Source organism: Variovorax sp. GW458-11-26-14-LB1 (assembly GCF_059423965.1).
The window spans coordinates 160,299-179,751 of the sequence record NZ_JBWKYW010000005.1 but is presented as its reverse complement, the minus strand read 5'-3'; the positions used below and the strand labels follow the sequence as shown (position 1 = coordinate 179,751).

At 69.4% G+C, this 19,453-nt stretch carries 16 protein-coding genes; 6 read left to right on the top strand and 10 right to left on the bottom strand.

Annotated elements, in window-relative coordinates; translation table 11 throughout:
* Positions 1-5 precede the first annotated feature (5 nt).
* Complete coding sequence (locus AC07YS_RS05900; RefSeq protein WP_495267310.1) at positions 6-1,349, bottom strand: oxygenase MpaB family protein; 1,344 nt, start codon at positions 1,347-1,349, stop codon at positions 6-8.
* Between the two features lie 92 nt (positions 1,350-1,441).
* Between AC07YS_RS05900 and AC07YS_RS05895 the strand changes: the two genes are divergently transcribed.
* On the top strand, positions 1,442-2,143 hold the full coding sequence (locus tag AC07YS_RS05895; RefSeq protein ID WP_495267311.1) for a CerR family C-terminal domain-containing protein: 702 nt from the start codon (positions 1,442-1,444) through the stop codon (positions 2,141-2,143).
* A gap of 14 nt (positions 2,144-2,157) precedes the next feature.
* Here AC07YS_RS05895 and AC07YS_RS05890 read toward each other — a convergent pair whose 3' ends face one another.
* Positions 2,158-3,585, bottom strand: a complete 1,428-nt coding sequence (locus tag AC07YS_RS05890; protein ID WP_495267312.1) for a short-chain fatty acyl-CoA regulator family protein — start codon at positions 3,583-3,585, stop codon at positions 2,158-2,160.
* A 120-nt stretch (positions 3,586-3,705) separates the two neighbouring features.
* Between AC07YS_RS05890 and AC07YS_RS05885 the strand changes: the two genes are divergently transcribed.
* From AC07YS_RS05885 to AC07YS_RS05865, 5 genes are read left to right on the top strand one after another with little or no spacing between them, the layout of a single operon-like run.
* On the top strand, positions 3,706-4,116 hold the full coding sequence (locus AC07YS_RS05885; RefSeq protein ID WP_369631784.1) for an acyl-CoA thioesterase: 411 nt from the start codon (positions 3,706-3,708) through the stop codon (positions 4,114-4,116).
* Positions 4,113-5,270, top strand: a complete 1,158-nt coding sequence (gene prpC / locus AC07YS_RS05880) for a bifunctional 2-methylcitrate synthase/citrate synthase (protein ID WP_062469421.1) — start codon at positions 4,113-4,115, stop codon at positions 5,268-5,270. The genes AC07YS_RS05885 and prpC overlap by 4 nt, the downstream gene beginning before the upstream one ends.
* 60 nt (positions 5,271-5,330) lie before the next feature.
* The gene (gene acnD / locus AC07YS_RS05875) at positions 5,331-7,925 is read left to right on the top strand and encodes a Fe/S-dependent 2-methylisocitrate dehydratase AcnD (RefSeq protein WP_495267313.1); all 2,595 of its coding nucleotides are present in this window, start codon (positions 5,331-5,333) and stop codon (positions 7,923-7,925) included.
* 2 nt (positions 7,926-7,927) lie between these two features.
* On the top strand, positions 7,928-9,118 hold the full coding sequence (gene prpF / locus AC07YS_RS05870; protein WP_495267314.1) for a 2-methylaconitate cis-trans isomerase PrpF: 1,191 nt from the start codon (positions 7,928-7,930) through the stop codon (positions 9,116-9,118).
* A 29-nt stretch (positions 9,119-9,147) separates the two neighbouring features.
* On the top strand, positions 9,148-10,011 hold the full coding sequence (locus tag AC07YS_RS05865; RefSeq protein WP_095744092.1) for an isocitrate lyase/PEP mutase family protein: 864 nt from the start codon (positions 9,148-9,150) through the stop codon (positions 10,009-10,011).
* 6 nt (positions 10,012-10,017) lie between these two features.
* Here AC07YS_RS05865 and AC07YS_RS05860 read toward each other — a convergent pair whose 3' ends face one another.
* The 8 genes from AC07YS_RS05860 to AC07YS_RS05825 form a co-directional block, all read right to left on the bottom strand.
* Positions 10,018-10,752, bottom strand: a complete 735-nt coding sequence (locus AC07YS_RS05860) for an RNA polymerase sigma factor FliA (RefSeq protein WP_495267315.1) — start codon at positions 10,750-10,752, stop codon at positions 10,018-10,020.
* Positions 10,753-10,777: 25 nt separating this feature from the next.
* Entirely contained in the window at positions 10,778-11,581 is an 804-nt protein-coding gene (locus AC07YS_RS05855) for a MinD/ParA family ATP-binding protein (protein WP_495267316.1), read from the bottom strand.
* 5 nt (positions 11,582-11,586) lie between these two features.
* On the bottom strand, positions 11,587-13,911 hold the full coding sequence (flhF, locus tag AC07YS_RS05850) for a flagellar biosynthesis GTPase FlhF (RefSeq protein ID WP_495267317.1): 2,325 nt from the start codon (positions 13,909-13,911) through the stop codon (positions 11,587-11,589).
* Positions 13,908-16,016 (bottom strand): flagellar biosynthesis protein FlhA, encoded by a 2,109-nt coding sequence (flhA, locus tag AC07YS_RS05845; RefSeq protein WP_495267318.1) that lies wholly within the window; start codon positions 16,014-16,016, stop codon positions 13,908-13,910. Before flhA ends, flhF begins: the two co-directional genes overlap by 4 nt.
* Positions 16,013-17,155 carry a flagellar biosynthesis protein FlhB gene (flhB, locus tag AC07YS_RS05840; protein ID WP_095946641.1) on the bottom strand — a complete coding sequence of 381 codons (1,143 nt, stop codon included), beginning with the start codon at positions 17,153-17,155 and terminating at the stop codon, positions 16,013-16,015. Before flhB ends, flhA begins: the two co-directional genes overlap by 4 nt.
* 134 nt (positions 17,156-17,289) lie before the next feature.
* Positions 17,290-17,934, bottom strand: coding sequence for a protein phosphatase CheZ (gene cheZ, locus AC07YS_RS05835; protein WP_495267319.1), 645 nt, complete (start codon positions 17,932-17,934; stop codon positions 17,290-17,292).
* Entirely contained in the window at positions 17,931-18,323 is a 393-nt protein-coding gene (cheY, locus tag AC07YS_RS05830; RefSeq protein ID WP_056582361.1) for a chemotaxis response regulator CheY, read from the bottom strand. The genes cheZ and cheY overlap by 4 nt, the downstream gene beginning before the upstream one ends.
* 37 nt (positions 18,324-18,360) lie before the next feature.
* Positions 18,361-19,452 carry a protein-glutamate methylesterase/protein-glutamine glutaminase gene (locus AC07YS_RS05825; protein WP_354343279.1) on the bottom strand — a complete coding sequence of 364 codons (1,092 nt, stop codon included), beginning with the start codon at positions 19,450-19,452 and terminating at the stop codon, positions 18,361-18,363.
* Position 19,453: the final 1 nt, after the last annotated feature.

Sequence of the window (19,453 nt, the reverse complement as noted above, 5' to 3'; positions counted from 1 at the left end):
GTGCGTCAGCCGCCCGAGGCTCCGGCCGCGGGCCGGTAGGTGGCCGCGTCGGTGGTGAAGTGCGAGTGGCCGTAACGCGTGAGCAGCCGCTCGATCTTGCGCGTAACGGCTCGGTCAGCAATGCCCTTCAGCGGCCCGATGCGACTGGCCATGCCATAGCCGACCATTGGCACGAGGGAAAACAACAGCCCGACCGCATTCCACAGGTAGTCGGCCGGAACCACACGAATGCCGATGGTGGCCGCGCGCACGCGGTCGCCGCCGAAATAGTTGCGCACGAAATACAGCTTCGCGGCGCTCGGCTCGGCCGCACTGCGCACACGCCCGACGAAGCCGGTGTCGCGCCCGAGGTCTGCGGCCATGGTCGAACGGATCAGCGAGCCGCAAGTGGCATCGTCGAAGCCGTCGCGCAGGGTCGCACTGCGGGTGTCGAGCACGTCGACCAGTTCCTGCGGCGTCGCGGGCAGCAGCTCGCGGGGAAGGCCCAGCAGAAAGCAGCGATACCGCGCAAGCTCGACCTGCGCGCGCTCCGTGCGATGGAAATCCCGGCCCGCCTTCAGGGCGCGTTGCGCCAGCAGGTAAGAAGCCTTCAGCCCGGCCGGCATCTGGTCGACCTGCGGGATTGGAATGCCGAAGACAGCGGGGTCCCAGTGTCCGGGCTTGGCCAGCGCGTGGAAGCGCACCATCGAATGCATGAGCCGAACCATGGCCGCCGCCTTGAAGCCTGCTCCGTGGCGTTCCAGCGCGCCCGGCAGCGTGGTCACAGTAAAGAAGGTTGCGGTTTCCAGCACCCGCTTCGCCGCCGTCTCGTGGGACAGTGCGCCGGTCAGAGCCATCGGCAAGGCCGCGTACTTGTTCGTGAACGTGCCGAAGAACGCGCCGCGGATCACCAGCGGCGCAAGGTGCGCCATGACATTGCGGCTGGCCTGCGCGCCCTCCTGCACCAGCTGCATGTCGATCCAGTCCGGCCGCGCGCTCATCTCGTTGATGAACGCGCCCAGCTCGGGCGGCGCCTCTGCCACTGTCTCCACGCCCTTGTCGCACGCCTGCTCCAGCATCGACACCAGGGTGCGAAACCCGTGACGCGGAATCAACTGGGCGTAGGCATCCGCCACGGGATCGCCGTGCAAGGTGTAGGCACGGATGCGCTCGACCACCACCTGGTTCGCGAGCAACTTCGCCCTGCGCGAAGGATCGTGCGCGCCCAGAGTCTCCAGTGCCGTGCGCTCGCCGGACGCCACCGTGAAGCGTTCCGGCATCGCGTCGAAGTCGATGCGTCCGTAGAAGCCGGGGAGGCGCTCGCGCTGAGCCGCCACGCGCCGCATCGCCGAGGTCTGTTCCTGTTGCATGGGATGTCTCCTTTTATATGTATATCACGTGTTATACATTTGAAATGATATGGTCAGTCGTCGTCCCGCGCAAGCGGGCTGCTCTGTACGCCATGTCCCACGAAGACCTTCCCTCCACCGCCCGGCGACGAACGCCCGAGACCACCGGCTACGCCAAGGGCGACCTCGTTCGGCAGCGCATCCTGGGCGTCGCGATGGATGTCTTCGGCGAGACGGGCTTCAAGGCCGCCACCACGCGGCGCATCGCAGACGCCGCAGGCGTGCAACTGCCCGCGATCCAGTACTACTTCCAGAACAAGGAAGGCCTCTACCTGGCCTGCGCACAAGAGATCGTTCAGGGGTACCGGCACCACATGGGCCGGTCGGCCACCCATGCGCTGGCCACATTGCAGGGCGCACCCGCTCCTGAGGCGGCGCGCGCCGCGCTGCGCGACCTGATGGAGGCCTTGATGAACCTGCTCGTCGGCACGAGCGACACCCGGCACTGGTCCGCCTTCATCGCCCGGGAGACGAACGACAAGGGGCCGGCCTACGAGATCCTGTACGAAAACGTCTGGGCGCCGGGGGCCAACCTCACAGCGCGCCTGATCGCGCGCATCCGGGGCGAAAAGAAGGTCTCGTCGCTTTCGAAGGTGCAGGCGCTGCTCTTGATCTCGAGCGCCATGGTGCTGCAGTCGGGCGATGGCGTGTCCCGGCGGATACTGAAGTGGGCCACCATCGGAGACGAAGAACGGCGGACCCTCATGGCCGCCCTGTCAGCACAGATTGCCGCCATCGGACAGAGCGATCTCTGACGCGGTGCGCCGCCCTACGCCCCCGCCACCGCATACGGCGTGAACCTGCTTTCGTTCTCGTTCACATCCAGCGGCCGTCCGATGAACGGGAACGCCCGCTGCGGGCAGGCCACGCGCTCGCACACCTTGCAGCCCATGCCGATGGGCGTGGGCACGTCGGGGTCCTTCAGGTCGAGGCCCTTGGCGTAGACCAGGCGCGGAGCGTGGCGGATGTCGCAGCCCAGGCCGATCGAGAAGGTCTTGCTCGGTGAACCGAAGCCGCGCTGGCCGTGCGACACGGTGCGCGCGATCCACAGGTAGGCGCGGCCGTCGGGCATGCGCGCCAGCTGCGGCAGCACGCGACCGGGCTGCGCGAAGGCCTCGTACACGTTCCACAGCGGACAGGTGCCGCCGGTCTTCGAAAAGTGGAAGTGCGTGGCCGACTGCCGCTTGGAGATGTTGCCGGCACGGTCCACGCGGATGAAGAAGAAGGGCACGCCCGACGCGCCCGGGCGCTGCAGGCTGCTCAGGCGGTGGCACACGGTTTCGAAGCCCACGCCGAACTGGCGCGCGAGCAGGTCGATGTCGTAGCGCAGCGCCTCGGCCGCCTGCAGGAACGGCCCGTAGGGCAGCAGCACGGCGGCCGCGAAGTAGTTGGCCAGCCCGATGCGCGCGAGCGCGTGGGCCGGGGCGTCGCCGAAATCGGCCTGCACGACCAGCGACTCGATGAGCGCGGCCTGCTCCAGCAGCGCCAGCTGCGTGGCCAGCTGGAAGGCCTGCTGGCCCGGCTCCAGACCCGCCGACAGGCGCAGCACACGGCGGGCCGGGTCGTAGCGGCGCTGGCTGTCGAGCGCGCCCTCCCCTTCGTCGCCCGGCACCACGCGCACGCCGTGCGCCGAGAGAAGCCGCTGCTGGAGCCATTCGGCGAGCGGTCCACCGTGCGCGCGAGCTTCGGCGGCGAGCGATTCGGCGGCGGTGTCGAGCGGGTCGAAATGGTTCTGGTGGGCAAAGAAGAAGTCGCGCACCACCTCGAAAGGCATCGGCCGGCTGCGCGAGATGTCGCCGCGCCCGTCGCCCAGCTCGGCGGCCATGAGCTCCAGCCGCTCCTGCGCCTCCTGGTGGCGGCGGTGCAAGGCAAGCAGCGCGCGCGCCACGGCCGGCATCTGCGACGCCACCTCGCGCAGCTCGGGCAGCGCCACGGCCTCGCCGCCGGGGTTGTCCGCCAGCGCCTCGCGCATGCGGGCCACGAGCCGCGCCTCTTCGTCCTCGGAGAACTGCTGCACGTCGACGCCGAGCGTCTTGCTGATGCGCAGCAGCACCGCCACGGTGAGCGGGCGCTGGTTCTGCTCGATCTGGTTCAGGTAGCTCGGCGACAGGCCCAGCATCTGGGCCAGCGCCACCTGCGTGAGGCCGCGTTCGGCGCGCAGCGTGCGCAGGCGCACGCCCATGAAGGTCTTGCTCATCGGGTCACCTCGTGGGTCTTTGCGATATTCGCAATATTTGCAAAATCAACCGTCTTCATTCGCAATGATTCGCCAATTCAAGCCTTCATTATGGGCGCTCGATTGCGTAAATTGCGAAGCATGACAAACCGATCCGCCGCCATCGAGCTGACCGACATCGTGTTCCCCGAGCACGCCAACCACTACGGCACGCTGTTCGGCGGCAACGCCCTGCTGCTGATGTCCAAGGCCGCCTTCCTCGCCGCGCGCGCCTTCGCGAAGTCCGACGTGGTGATGGCCAGCCTGGGCGACGCGCAGTTCCTCGCGCCCGTGCCCGTCGGCCATGTGCTGCGCCTGCGGGCCTGGGTGACGCGCGCCGGGCGCAGCTCGCTCACGGTCTGCGTCACCGGCGCGGCCGAGCCGCCCGACGGCGAAGCCCGCCCGTCGCTGAAAGGCCTGTTCGAGATGGTGGCCGTCGACGGCCGCGGCCGTCCCGCGCGCCTGCGCAACGCCTACCTGCACACCGTGCCCACAGACAAGGAACCCGCATGAACGACACCGCCACCCCCACCGGCTTCAAGCCCAAGAAATCCGTCGCCCTGTCGGGCGTGACCGCCGGCAACACCGCCCTGTGCACCGTGGGCCGCACCGGCAACGACCTGCACTACCGCGGCTACGACATCCTGGACATCGCCGAGGTCTGCGAGTTCGAGGAAATCGCGCACCTGCTGGTGCACGGCAAGCTGCCCACGGCCGCCGAGCTGCGCGCCTACAAGGCCAAGCTCAAGGCCATGCGCGGCCTGCCCGCGAGCCTGAAGGAGGCGCTGGAGCAGCTGCCCGCCAGCGCGCACCCGATGGACGTGATGCGCACCGGCGTCTCGTCGCTGGGCTGCCTGCTGCCCGAGAAGGAAGACCACAACCTGCCCGGCGCGCGCGACATCGCCGACCGCCTCATGGCCTCGCTCGGCTCGATGCTGCTGTACTGGTATCACTGGTCCACGCAGGGCCGGCGCATCGAAGTGGAGACCGACGACGACTCCATCGGCGCGCACTTCCTGCACCTGCTGCACGGGCGCAAGCCCAGCGCGCAGTGGGAGCGCGCGATGCACACCTCGCTCAACCTCTATGCCGAGCACGAGTTCAACGCCTCCACCTTCACGGCGCGCGTGGTCGCGGGCACGGGCTCCGATGTGTACTCGGCCATCACCGGCGCCATCGGCGCGCTGCGCGGCCCCAAGCACGGCGGCGCGAACGAGGTGGCCTTCGAGATCCAGAAGCGCTACGACGCACCCGACGAGGCCGAGGCCGACATCCGCCGGCGCGTCGCCGCCAAGGAAGTCGTGATCGGCTTCGGCCACCCCGTCTACACCGTGAGCGACCCGCGCAACGTGGTCATCAAGGGCGTGGCGCGCACGCTGTCGCAGGAGGCCGGTTCGACCAAGATGTTCGACATCGCCGAGCGGCTCGAGGCCGTGATGTGGGACGTGAAGCAGATGTTCCCCAACCTCGACTGGTTCAGCGCCGTGAGCTACCACATGATGGGCGTGCCCACGGCCATGTTCACGCCGCTGTTCGTCATTGCGCGCACCTCGGGCTGGGCGGCGCACATCATCGAGCAGCGCATCGACAACAAGATCATCCGGCCGAGCGCCAACTACACGGGCCCCGAAGACCTGAAGTTCGCGCCGATCCAGGATCGGAAGTAAAAACACGAGAAGAAGAAAAGCGCCCGTGCCTGCGCGCGGGTGCCGAGCGACAAGCGCCCCATGAACACCGACTACCGCAAGAACCTTCCCGGCACCGCGCTGGACTACTTCGATGCGCGCGCAGCCGTCGAAGCCATTCGCGCCGGCGCCTGGGCCCCGATGCCCTACACCGCGCGCGTGCATGCCGAGAACCTCGTGCGCCGCTGCGACCCGGCGATCCTCGTGCAAAGCCTCACGCAGCTCATCGAGCGTCGGCGCGACCATGACTTTCCGTGGTTCCCCGCGCGCGTGGTCTGCCACGACATCCTGGGCCAGACCGCGCTGGTCGACCTGGCCGGCCTGCGCGACGCCATCGCCGAACAGGGCGGCGACCCGTCGCAGGTGAACCCGGTGGTGCCGGTGCAGCTCATCGTCGACCACTCGCTGGCCGTGGAGTGCGGCGGCTTCGACCCCGATGCATTCGCGAAGAACCGCGCCATCGAGGACCGGCGCAACGAAGACCGCTTTCACTTCATCGAATGGACGAAGCGGGCCTTCCGCAACATGGAGGTGATCCCGCCGGGGAACGGGATCATGCACCAGATCAACCTGGAGCGGATGTCGCCCGTCGTGCATGCGCAGGACGGCGTGGCCTACCCCGACACGCTGGTCGGCACCGACAGCCACACGCCGCACGTCGACGCGCTGGGCGTGGTCGCCGTCGGCGTGGGCGGGCTCGAGGCCGAGAACGTGATGCTCGGCCGCGCCTCGTGGATGCGGCTGCCCGACATCGTCGGCGTGCGGCTCGCGGGCCGGCCGCAACCGGGCATCACGGCCACCGACGTCGTGCTCGCGCTCACCGAGTTCCTGCGCGCGGCGAAAGTCGTGGGCGCGTACCTCGAGTTCCACGGCGAAGGCGCGGCCAGCCTCACGCTGGGCGACCGCGCGACCATCTCCAACATGGCGCCCGAGTACGGCGCCACCGCCGCGATGTTCGCCATCGACACCCAGACGCTCGACTACCTGCGCCTCACGGGCCGGGCCGACGAGCAGGTGCGCCTGGTCGAGGTCTATGCCAAGCAGGCGGGCCTGTGGGCCGACACGCTGAGCGAAGTCGAATACGAGCGCGTGCTGCAGTTCGATCTGTCGACGGTCGTTCGCAACATGGCCGGCCCCTCGAACCCGCATGCGCGCGTGGCCACCGCCGACCTCGCGGCGCGCGGCATCGCCGCGCCGTGGGACGAGGTGCCTGGCCAGATGCCCGACGGCGCCGTGATCATCGCGGCCATCACCAGCTGCACCAACACCAGCAACCCGCGCAACGTGATCGCCGCGGGCTTGCTCGCGCGCAACGCCAACCGCGTGGGGCTGGCGCGCAAGCCGTGGGTCAAGACCTCGCTCGCGCCCGGCTCGAAAGCGGTCACGCTGTACCTGGAAGATGCCGGCCTGATGCGCGAGCTCGAACAGCTGGGTTTCGGCGTGGTCGCCTATGCCTGCACCTCGTGCAACGGCATGTCGGGCGCGCTCGACCCGGCCATCCAGCAGGAGATCGTCGATCGCGACCTGTACGCCACGGCCGTGCTCTCGGGCAACCGCAACTTCGACGGGCGCATCCACCCGTACGCGAAACAGGCCTTCCTGGCCTCGCCGCCGCTGGTGGTGGCCTACGCCATCGCGGGCACGGTGCGCTTCGACATCGAGAAGGACGTGCTCACCGTGGTCGATGGCAAGGAGATTCGGCTCAAAGACCTCTGGCCGACCGACGAAGAGATCGACGCCATCGTCAAGGCCAGCGTGAAGCCCGCGCACTTCCGTCAGGTGTACGAGCCGATGTTCGCGATCCAGCCCGACACGGGCGAGCAGGTGGCGCCGCTGTACGACTGGCGCCCCGCCTCCACCTACATCCGCCGCCCGCCGTACTGGGAAGGCGCGCTGGCCGGCGAACGCACGCTCACGGGCATGCGGCCGCTGGCGATCCTGCCGGACAACATCACGACCGACCACCTGTCGCCGTCGAACGCGATCCTGCTGGACAGCGCGGCTGGCCAGTACCTGCAGCGCATGGGCCTGCCCGAGGACGACTTCAACTCCTACGCCACCCACCGCGGCGACCACCTCACGGCGCAGCGCGCGACCTTCGCCAACCCGACGCTGAAGAACGAGATGGTGCGCAAGGCCGACGGCACGGCGCGCGCCGGATCGCTGGCGCGCGTGGAACCCGAGGGCGAGGTGATGCGCATGTGGGAGGCCATCGAGACCTACATGTTGCGCAAGCAGCCGCTGATCATCGTGGCCGGCGCCGACTACGGCCAGGGCTCCTCGCGCGACTGGGCCGCCAAGGGCGTGCGGCTGGCCGGCGTCGAAGCAATCGCGGCCGAGGGCTTCGAGCGCATCCACCGCACCAACCTGATCGGCATGGGCGTGCTGCCGCTCGAATTCAAGCCCGGCACCAACCGCCTCACGCTGGACCTGGACGGCACCGAGACCTACGATGTGACCGGCGCGCGCACCCCGCGCGCCGACCTCGTGCTGGTCGTGCACCGCCGCAACGGCGAACGGCTCGACGTGCCCATGACCTGCCGCCTCGACACCGCCGAAGAGGTCTCCATCTACGAAGCCGGCGGGGTGCTTCAGCGCTTCGCGCAGGACTTCCTCGCCGCCACGAAAGCCGACTGACGATGCCGCACACCCCGCAGATCAAGATCCCCGCCACGTACATGCGCGGCGGCACCAGCAAGGGCGTTTTCTTCCGCCTGCAGGACCTGCCCGAGGCCGCGCAGGTGCCGGGCCCGGCGCGCGACGCGCTGCTGCTGCGCGTGATCGGCAGCCCCGACCCCTACGGCAAGCAGATCGACGGCATGGGCGCCGCGACGTCGAGCACCAGCAAGACCGTGATCCTCTCGAAGAGCGAACGGCCCGGCCACGACGTGGACTACCTGTTCGGCCAGGTGTCGATCGACCGGCCCTTCGTCGACTGGAGCGGCAACTGCGGAAACCTCTCGTCGGCCGTGGGCCCGTTCGCGATCAGCAACGGCCTCATCGATGCGGCACGCGTGCCGCGCGATGGCGTGGCGGTCGTGCGCATCTGGCAAGCCAACATCGGCAAGACCATCGTCGCGCACGTGCCGATGACCGGCGGCGCGGTGCAGGAGACCGGCGACTTCGAACTCGACGGCGTGACCTTCCCCGCGGCCGAGGTGCAGCTCGAGTTCATGGACCCCGCCGCCGAGGAAGACGGCGCGGGCGGCGCGATGTTCCCGACCGGGAACCTCGTCGACGACCTGGAGGTGCCCGGCGTCGGCACGCTGCAGGCCACGATGATCAACGCCGGCATCCCCACCGTCTTCGTGAACGCCGAGGCCATTGGCTACACGGGCACCGAGCTGCAGGATGCGATCAACGGCGACGCCGCCGCGCTCGCCCGCTTCGAAGCCGTCCGCGCGCACGGCGCACTGCGCATGGGCCTCATCCGCACGCTCGACGAAGCGGCCAGCCGCCAGCACACGCCCAAGGTCGCCTTCGTGGCGAAGCCTGCCGGCTACACCGCATCGAGCGGCAAGGCCGTGGCGGCCGGCGACATCGACCTGCTCGTGCGCGCGCTGTCGATGGGCAAGCTGCACCACGCCATGATGGGCACGGCGGCCGTGGCCATCGGCACGGCCGCCGCCATTCCCGGCACGCTGGTGAACCTCGCGGCCGGCGGCGGCGCGCGCGAGGCCGTGCGCTTCGGCCACCCCTCGGGCACCTTGCGCGTGGGCGCGCAGGCGCAGCAGGTAGATGGCGAATGGCAGGTCACCAAGGCCGTCATGAGCCGCAGCGCCCGCGTACTGATGGAAGGCTGGGTCCGCGTGCCCGGCGACACCCTTTGAGCTTTCAGATCCATTCACAGGAAATTCCTATGTCGACTCGCAAGACCCTCCGTTCCCTGGCCGAGGCCCGCCGCGGCGTGCTGGTGCCGGGCGCCTTCAACGCGCTGTCGGCGCGCGTCATCGAAGACCTGGGCTTCGAAGCCATCTACGTCACCGGCGCGGGCGTGACGAACATGTGGTTCGGCCTGCCCGACCAGGGCTTCATGGGCCTGCACGAGATCGCCGACCACACGGCGCGCATCCGCGACGCGGTGAACCTGCCGCTGATCGTCGACGCCGACACCGGCTTCGGCAACGCGCTGAACGTGCGCCACACGGTGCGCGTGCTGGAACGCGCGGGCGCCGACTGCATCCAGTTCGAGGACCAGGTCGCGCCCAAGCGCTGCGGCCATTTCTCGGGCAAGGAGGTGATCTCCACCGAGGAAGCGGTCAACAAGATCAAGGCCGCTGTCGATGCCCGCACCGACCCCGACCTGCTCATCATGGCCCGCACCGACGCGGCGGCGACGCTGGGCTTCGAGGCCGCGATCGAGCGCGCGCAGAAGTTCAGCGAGGCCGGCGCCGACATCCTGTTCGTCGAAGCCGTGACCACGGCAGACGAGATTCGCGCGCTGCCGCAGCGCCTGCACAAGCCCCAGCTCATGAACATGGTGATCGGTGGCAAGACGCCGATCTTCGGCGCCGAGGAGCTCGGCGGCCTGGGCTACGGCATCGTGCTGTACGCCAACGCCGCGCTGCAGGGCGCGCTGGCCGGCATGCAGAAGGCGCTCACGGTGCTGCGCGACACGCGGCGCATGGACGAAGACCCGTCACTGGTCGCGCCCTTCGCCGAACGGCAGCGGCTGGTGCGCAAGCCCGAGCTCGATGCGCTTGACGCGCGCTACGCCAGCTGAGGTTCTCTACAGAGAATCCTTCAGCTTTGCACGCAGCCGGCTCACCGCCTGCCCGTGCAGCTGGCACACGCGCGACTGGCTCACTTCGAGCACCGCGCCGATCTCGCGCAGGTTCAGCTCTTCCTCGTAGTAGAGCTTGAGCAGCAGCTGGTCGCGCTCGGGCAGCGCGCCAATGGCGTCCACCAGCTGGTGGCGAAAGCCGCTTTCGAGCAGGCGCGCCAGCGGGTCGTCGAAGTCGCCGCACCCCTTGCGCGCCTCTTGCGCATGCAGGTCGAGAAAAGGGTTGTCGGGGTCGCCCTTGGCGAAGTCTTCCACATACAGCAGCTGGCAGCCCTGGATGTCCTGCAGCATCGACTGGTAGGTGTCCAGGTCGACCTTCAGCTCCTTCGCGATCTCGCCTTCGGTGGGCGCACGGCCCAGCCGGTGGCCCAGCGCCTGGATCGCTTTTTCAATGCCGCGCGCCGACTGGCGCAGCCCGCGCGAACCCCAGTCGCTGGCGCGCAGCTCGTCGAGCATGGCGCCGCGGATGCGCTGGCTGACGAAGGTCTCGAACTGCGCGCCGCGGTGGTCCTGGTAGCGGCTCGACGCATCGAGCAGGCCGAGCATGCCGGCCTGGATCAGGTCGTCCAGCTCCACGCTGGCCGGAAGCCGCGCCATCATCTGCAGCGCGATGCGGCGCACCAGCGGCTGGTGCTGTTCCAGCAGATGCGATTTCTCGATGGTGCCCTGTGCGGTGTACACGGCCGTCCGTCCTCGTGGTCGTGCCTCAGGCCGCGAGCGCCTGCGGGAACACGGCCGGCCGCGCGGGCGTGCGCCAGGTCCAGCGGCCCATGTCGTCGGCGATGGCGCGGAAATCGACCGCCGCCGCGCTGGCCGGAAAGGCCTCGACCACGGTCTGGCGCAGCCGCGCTGCATCAGAAAGCCAAGGGTCGGTGCGCACCCAGCCCACGGGCAGCAGCGACAGCGCGAGGTAGCGGCTGGCGGCCTGCGCGAGGTTGTGCATGACCTGCTGCGCGGTGCCCGCATCGGCCACGCCGTTGAGCAGGAAGCGCAGCTGCTTCAGCGCATGCGCACGGTGCAGGCGCTTGATGCCCGCGTAGGCCGAGGTGATGGCTGCCGGGTGCGGTTGCAACACGAGCAGCAGTTCGTCGGCGCCCTGCGCCAGCGGCGACAGGCAGCCTTCGTCGTCGAAGGCCGCATCGACGAGCACGATGCCGCGCGGCCACAGCGTGCGCGGGTCGATGGTCACGCCGGGCGACGCGGGCAGCACCTGCACACCGCACACCGCGCTCGCTGCGGCCTGGTCGATGCGCAACCGCCGACTCGCCACATCGCCCAGCGTTCCGCGAGGGGCCAGCGCCCACACATCGCACACCGAGCGCCCCTTCGGATGATGCTCATCGAGCAGCAGCACGTCCTTGCCCTGCTGCGCCAGCGCCGCGCCCAGGCTCATCGCGGCCGTGGTCGCGCCCGCGCCGGGGCCCATGCCCGCGACGGCGACGACGCGCACCGGCGCCTGCCCGAGCAGCCGGCGCAGCCCGTCGGCCTGGTCCGTGACGCGTGCGCTCATGACCTTCAGCCTTGGCGTTCCAGCGCGCGCGGCGCTTGGGCGGGCGCTGCCGATTCGGTGCCCAGTGCATCGAGCAGCAGGAACAGCTTGCCCACGCCCGCGTACAGCGCGCCGCCCGTCAGCGCGCGGCCGGCGCGCGTGGCGCGGCCCGTGAGCTGGCCCAGCAGCAGGCGCGTGCGGTCGGCCCATTCGCCCTCGGTCTGCAGCAGGCGCCACACGGTGGTCGTGACCTGGCCGGCGACGAGCAGGCGCTTCATCATGTGCGGGTCACCCGGTTCGCCCATGCCGCCCACGAGCTGCACGCCGTCGCGCAGCAGGCGGAAGCACGGCTCGGCGTCGGCGGCCCAGCCCTGCCATTGCGCGAGCTGCGGTGCGCTCACTTCGTCGCCCACGTTGGTGAGCACGCAGGTCTGCGACAGCAGCTTGCGGCTGCGCGCATCGACCACGCGCACGGCGACGCAGCGCAGCGTGGGCAGGGTGTCGCGGTCGATGGCGGTGCGCGGCAACACCTCGACCTGCGCTTCGCATTGCAGCGCGGCCTTGCCGCGATAGCGCACGGGCCGTTCCGTTGCGTCGTCGAACGCAAACGCCAGACGTGCGAGCGTGGTCGCGGCGCCGGTGTGCGCATCCGTCACAGCCGTGCTGCCCGGCGCGCGCGCCAGCCACTGCGTGCCTTCGGCCTGCCACGCCAGCATCTGTTCGACGGCCGGCGGCTTGCCCAGCACGTGCACCAATCGTTTGCCGAAATCTTGCTGCCCCAGCCACTGCGCCTGACGCTGGCCCGGCGCGGCCGACTGGCGCGCCGCAGCGGTCGAAAGCCACTGGTTCGGTGCCGCCAGCGGCAGGCCGCTGCGGTCCGACAGCAGCAGGCTGCCGTGGCACACGTAGGCGTCGCCGCTGTCGGTCGCGCGCAGGCCCACCTGCCCGGCCAGCGCGAGCACATGGGTGTCGCATCCCGTAGCCACCTCGCCGCGCGCGAACGCCGACAGCTCGTGCAGCACGGCCTTGGCATCGACGGCCTCGTCACCGGCCTGACGCCACAGCGTGCGCGCGCCATCGAAGCCGATGTGCGCACCGGCCAGCGCGCCTGCGGTCGTCGCCAGCTCCTGCGCGTCGTGCGCCATCGCACGGATCAGGCTCTGGTAGCGCAGGCGCAGGCGATCGGTCTCGCCCTGCGCTTGCGGCGAAGGCGCGGCCTCGTCGGGCAGGTCGGCTTCGGCCGGCACGAAGAGCGGGCTGCGCTGGCGCGGCTGGAACACGCTGTCGATCAGCTGCACGCGGTCGGCGCGCACCAGGTTCTCGGGCACCTTCTGGCCGCCCGAGATGTAGTGCACCGGCAGGCGGTGGCGGATCACGGTGTCGATCAGCGCGCCCGGGTGCGTGGCCTCGTCGACCTTGGTGAAGATGCAGCCCGCCAGCGCATGGCCCTGGCGGTAGGCGTGCACCACCTCGTTGAGCGTGTCGCCGTGGCTGGTGGCGTTGAGCAGCAGCAGCCGCTTCACCGGCCGCTGGCTGCTGCCGAGCATGGCGATCTGCTCGGGCACGGCGCGATCGCGCTGGCTCATGCCGACGGTGTCGATGAGCACCATGTGCCGATCGCGCAGGTCGTGCAGCACCAGCTGCAGGTCGGCCGCGTCCTTCACGGCATGCACCGGCACGTTGAGGATCTGGCCGTAGATGCGCAGCTGCTCGTAGGCGCCGATGCGGTAGCTGTCGGTGGTCACGAGCGCGAGCTTGTCGGCGCCGAAGCGCATCACGCAGCGCGCGGCCAGCTTGGCGGTGGTGGTGGTCTTGCCGACGCCGGTCGGGCCCATCAAGGCATAGACGCCGCCCTGCGCGAACAGCGCGTCCTCGTCTTCATGCACCGGCACCGCGCGCACGAGCTCGGAGCGCACGAAGGCCATGCCGTCGGCGTAGCTCTGGCCCGTGGGCAGCTTCTCGAGCATGGCCTTCGACAGGCGCGCGCTGAAGCCGGCGCCCAGCAGCGTGCGCAGCAGGCGCCCGCGCACCGGGTCGCGGCGCTGGCTGTCGCTCCAGACCACGCTGGCGAGCTGTTCCTCGATCATGCCGCGCATCGAATGGAGTTCGCTGAGCACGGTAGGGTCGGCCGGTGCGGCCGTGGCAGGCACGACTGCGGGCACCGCGGCCTGCACCGTCTGCTGCACATCGCCCTCGGCCATGGCGACGATCTCGACGCCCTGCGCGGTGGCGCGGTGCGTGAGCACGATGGCCTCGGCGCCGAGCGATTCGCGCACCAGGCGCAGGGCCTCGCGGCCGGTGGCGGCGACGAATTTGCGTGCGGTGGTGCGCACGTCGGTCTGGGGGTTCAAACGGCTCGTCCTCCAATGGCGGCGGTGATCTTGATGGTCCGGGCGTCAGGGATCTCGGCGTGCGAGAGCACCTTGAGCTGCGGCAGGCTGCGCCGCAAGAAGCGCGACAGCAGCACGCGCAGCGCGTGCTGCACGACCAGCACCGGCGCCAGCCCCATCTGCTCCTGGCGCACCATGGCGGCCTGTGCCTGCTTGAGCAGGTTGTCGGCAATGCCCGGCTCGATGCCGCTGCTGTTGTTCAGGGCCTGCTGCAGCACGCTGTCGAGCGAGCCGTCCAGGCCGATCACCTGCATCTCTTCGTCGCCCGGGAACAGCTGCTGCGTGATGGCGCGGCCCAGCGCCAGGCGCGTGAGCGTGGTGAGCTCGGTCGGGTCTTTCACCGTCGGCGCGTGCTCGGCCATCACGTCGAGGATGGTGCGCATGTCGCGGATCGGCACCTCTTCGTCGAGCAGGTTCTGCAGCACCTTGTGCAGCGTGCTCAGCGACAGCACCTTGGGCACCAGGTCTTCGGTGAGCTTGGGCGCGGTCTTGGCGATCTGGTCGAGCAGCTGCTGCACTTCCTGGCGGCCCAGCAGCTCGGCCGCGTGGGTGTGGATCAGGTGGTTCAGGTGCGTGGCCATCACGGTGCAGGCATCGACCACGGTGTAGCCGTACACCTGCGCCTGCTGGCGCAGGCTGCCGTCGATCCAGGTGGCCTCCAGGCCGAAGGCCGGGTCGCGCGTGGGCGTGCCGGTCAGCGTGCCCGTCACCTGGCCGGGGTTGATCGCCATCCACTGGTTGGGAAAAGCTTCGCCGCGGCCGATCTCCACGTCCTTCAGGCTGATGACGTAGGCGTTGGGCTTGATCTCCAGGTTGTCGCGGATGTGGACCACCGGCACCAGGAAGCCCAGCTCCTGCGCGATCTTCTTGCGGATGCTCTTGATGCGGCCCAGCAGCTCGCCCTGCTGCGACTGGTCCACCAGCGGGATCAGCCGGTAGCCGACCTGCATGCCCAGCGGGTCGACCATCGCCACGTCGTCCCAGGTGGCTTCGGCCTGCTCGGCCGAGGCGGGCACGCCCGCCCCCTGCGTGGCGGCGGCCGCGGCGGCCTGTTGCGCGGCGGCCTGCGGCTTGCGCTGCACCAGCCGCTTGCCGAGCCACACCAGGCCGCCCGCGATCAGCAGGAAGGCCAGGTTCGGCATGCCCGGGATCATGCCCAGCAGGCCGACGATGCCGGCCGTGAGGAACAGCACCTGCGGGTTGGAAAAGAGCTGGCCCGTGAGCTGGCTGCCCACGTCCTCGTCGGTGGTCACGCGCGAGACGATCACGCCGGCCGCGGTGGAGATCACCAGCGCCGGAATCTGCGCCACCAGGCCGTCGCCGATGGCCAGCAGCGTGTAGGTCTTGCCGGCCGTGGAGAAGTCGAGCCCATGCTGCAGCATGCCGACCACCAGCCCGCCGATGATGTTGATCACCATGATCAGCAGGCCCGCGATGGCGTCGCCGCGCACGAACTTGCTGGCGCCGTCCATCGAGCCGTAGAAGTCGGCCTCCTGCGCCACCTCGGCGCGGCGCTTGCGGGCGATCTCCTCGCCGATCAAGCCGGCGTTGAGGTCGGCGTCGATCGCCATCTGCTTGCCCGGCATGGCGTCGAGCATGAAGCGCGCGCCCACCTCGGCGATGCGGCCCGCGCCCTTGGTGATCACCATGAAGTTGATGAGCACGAGGATGATGAACACCATCACGCCCACCGCGAAGTTGCCGCCCACCAGGAAGTGGCCGAAGGCCTCGATCACCTTGCCGGCCGCGTCGGGCCCGGTGTGGCCGTGCATCAGCACCACGCGCGTGGAGGCCACGTTGAGCGACAGGCGCAGCAGCGTCGAGAACAGCAGCACCGCCGGGAAGGCCGCGAAGTCCAGCGCCTTCATGGTGTACATGCTCACCAGCAGCACCATCACCGACAGCGCGATGTTGAAGGTGAACAGCAGGTCGAGCAGGAAGGGCGGCAGCGGCAGCACCATCATGCTCAGGATGAGGATGATGAGGATCGGGCCCGCCAGGCCCTTGAACTGCGAGCCGGAGAAGATCCGCGCCGGCAGGCGCATCAGGTCGTTCAGTCCGTTCATGCCACCGCCGGCGAATACTGCAGGTCGGCCGGCACCGGCAGGTCGGTCGGCGTGCGCGGCGCCTCGCCGCCCTCGCTGTTCCATCGCTTGAGCTGGTACACCCAGGCCAGCACCTCGGCCACGGCCGTGTACAGCCCGGCCGGAATCTCCTCGCCCAGCTTCGTGTGCCGGTACAGCGCGCGCGTGAGCGGGGGCGCCTCCAGGATCGCGACCTTGTGCTCCTTCGCCATCTCGCGGATGCGCGCGGCCACCAGCTCGGTGCCCTTGGCCACCACGCGGGGCGCGCGCATGTCGCTGTCCAGGTACTGCAGCGCGACGGCGAAGTGCGTCGGGTTGGTGAGCACGATGTCGGCCTTGGGCACCTCAGCCATCATGCGGCGGCGCGCCATCTGCTGCTGTTGCCGGCGGATCTGCGCCTTGATGTGCGGATCGCCTTCGCTTTCCTTGTGCTCCTGGCGCACGTCCTCGCGCGACATGCGCAGCTTGCGGTAGTAGTTCCAGAGCTGGAACGGCACGTCGACGAGCGCGACGAGAAAGAGCGTGGCGGCGATGAGCGCGCAGTGCTTGGCCACCAGCACCAGCGCGTGCGGCAGCGCCTCGTGCGCGGGCTGCGACATGAGCGCCATCACGGCCTCGATGTCGTCCACGATGACCCACCACGCCACGCCGCCGATGAGCGCCGACTTGGCCAGCGCCTTCACGAGTTCGGCCAGCGCCTGCGCCGAGACCATGCGGCCGATGCCGGCCAGGGGATTGAGCTTGCCGAAGTTGGGTGCAACGGCCTTGCCGGAGAACATCCAGCCGCCGAGCATCAGCGGCGCGGCCACGGCCGCGACGACCATCATGGCGAACAGCGGCCCGATGGCCATGAGTGCGTGCAGCACCATGAGCCCGCTCTGCGAGAGCATGTGCGCGGGGTCGAAGGCGCTGGCGCGTTCGAACTGCAGGCCGCGTCGCAGCGCGCCGCTCAGGCTCGCGCCGAGCGACTCGCCCGCCAGCCACAGGCCGGCGCTCGCGGTGGCGAGCATGACGAAGGTGGTGAGCTCGCGCGAACGGGCCACGTTGCCTTCCTCGCGCGCCTTCTCCAGGCGCCGCTCGGAGGCGGGTTCCGTTTTCTCGAGATCGCTTTCCTCAGCCATTCATGCTCCGAACCAGCACTGGCGAAGTACGCCTTGCCCAGAACCAAATTATTGGATCCGGTGGTGCGGAACAATCTGCCGATCAGGGCCGGTATCGCCCTGCAATTCGGCCAATCAAGCAGGCTGCAAGCGGCTCAGAAACCCAGGCTTTCGAGCAGGTCGTCGACCTGCGCCTGGTCGGTCACGGCGTCGGGGTTGCCGGGCTTCACCTGCGGCCCGTTCTGCAGGCTCTGCACGGCCTCGTGGCGCTTCTCGGGCGGCGAGTTGTCGATGAGCACCTGCAGCAGCTGCGTCTCGACATCGTTCACGACTTCCATCATCTTCTTGATGACCTGGCCGGTGAGGTCCTGGAAGTCCTGCGCCATCAGGATCTCCATGAGCTGCGTGTTGATGGCGCTGGCGCGCTGGGGCACGTCGTTCAGGTAGCCGCGCGTGTCCAGCACGAGCTCGCGCGCCTGGTCGAGTTCGATCGGGTTCTCGAACCATTGGTCCCAGCGCTGCGTCAGGGCCTTGGCGTCGGTGGCCAGGGCTTCCTGCAGCGGCTGCGCCACGTCGATGGCGTTGAGCGCGCGGTGCGCGGCGCGCTCGGTGGTGGCCGCCACGTAGTTGAGGCGGTCGCGCGCATCGGGAATGGCCTGCGCGGCCTTGGCCACCTGCTTGTCCAGGCCCAGCTCGCGCAGGCCTTCGCGCAGCTGGCGCGTGAGGTGGCCGATGCGGCCCAGCAGTTCCTCGGTGGTGTTGTTGGTGGCGTCCACCGCGCCCGGGGTGTCCTGGCTCATGCCTTGGCCAGCTTCTCGAAGATCTTGGTGATCTTCTCTTCCAGCGTCGCCGCGGTGAAAGGCTTCACCACGTAGCCGTTGGCGCCGGCCTGCGCGGCCGCGACGATGTTCTCCTTCTTGGCCTCGGCCGTGACCATCAGCACCGGCAGCGTCTTCAGCTCGGGGTCGGCGCGGATGGTCTGCAGCATGGTCAGGCCATCCATGTTGGGCATGTTCCAGTCGGACACCACGAAGCCGAAGCTGCCGCCGCGCAGCTTCTCCAGGCCGGCCACGCCGTCCTCGGCCTCGTCGACGTTGAGGAACTCCAGCTCCTTCAACAGGTTGCGCACGATGCGCCGCATGGTCGGGAAGTCATCCACCACCAGGATCTTGATGCTCTTGTCGATCACGATTTTTTCCAGCTCCACAGGTCGTTGTTCAAACTCGTCATACCCGGTTCGCACGTTCACCGAACGTGCGAAGGTGCGCCATCACGCGGCGACTGATCTCGTTCAGCGGCGACACCTCGTCCACCGCGCCCAGCGCCACCGCCTCGCGCGGCATGCCGAAGACCACGCAGCTGGCCTCGTCCTGCGCCAGCGTGTGCGCGCCCGCGCGCCGCATGCGCAGCAGGCCCTCGGCGCCGTCCTTGCCCATGCCGGTGAGGATGATCCCGATGGCGTTCTTGCCCGCGTGCTTGGCGGCCGAATCGAACAGCACGTCGATCGACGGCCGGTGGCGGTTCACGGGCGGCTCCTGGTCCAGGTGCGCCACGTAGTTGGCGCCGCTGCGCGCCAGCGACAGGTGAAAGCCGCCCGGCGCGATGTAGGCATGGCCCGGCAGCACGCGCTCGCCCTGCTCCGCCTCTTTCACGCGGATGCGGCACAGGCCGTCCAGGCGCTGCGCGAAGGAGCGCGTGAAACCGGCCGGCATGTGCTGCGCGATGAGCACCGCGGGCGCGTCGGGCGGCAGCGGCTGCAGCACCTCGCGGATGGCCTCGGTGCCGCCGGTGGAGGCGCCGATGATGAGCAGCTTCTCGGTGCTCAGCAGCGGGCTGCGCAGCAGCGCCTCGGGCGCGGCCTCGTGCGCGGGCCGCGCCGCCGTGGCCGCTGGGCGCGCGGGCAGCAGCCGCGCACTGGCGGCCGTGCGGATCTTGCCGGCGATGAGCTCGGTGTAGTTGAGCAGGCCGTCGCGCACGCCCAGGCGCGGCTTGGTCACGAAGTCGATGGCGCCCAGCTCCAGCGCGCGCAGCGCGATCTCCGAGCCGCGCTCGGTGAGCGAGGACACCATGACCACCGGCATCGGCCGCAGGCGCATGAGCTTCTCGAGAAACTCCAGGCCGTCCATGCGCGGCATTTCCACGTCGAGCGTGAGCACGTCGGGGTTCGTGACCTTGATGAGGTCGCGCGCCACCAGCGGGTCGGCCGCGGTGCCGACCACGGTCATGTCGCTCTGGCTGTTGATGATCTCGGTCATCACGCTGCGGATCAGCGCCGAATCGTCGACGCAGAGCACCTTGATCTTTTTCTTGCTTGGCAGG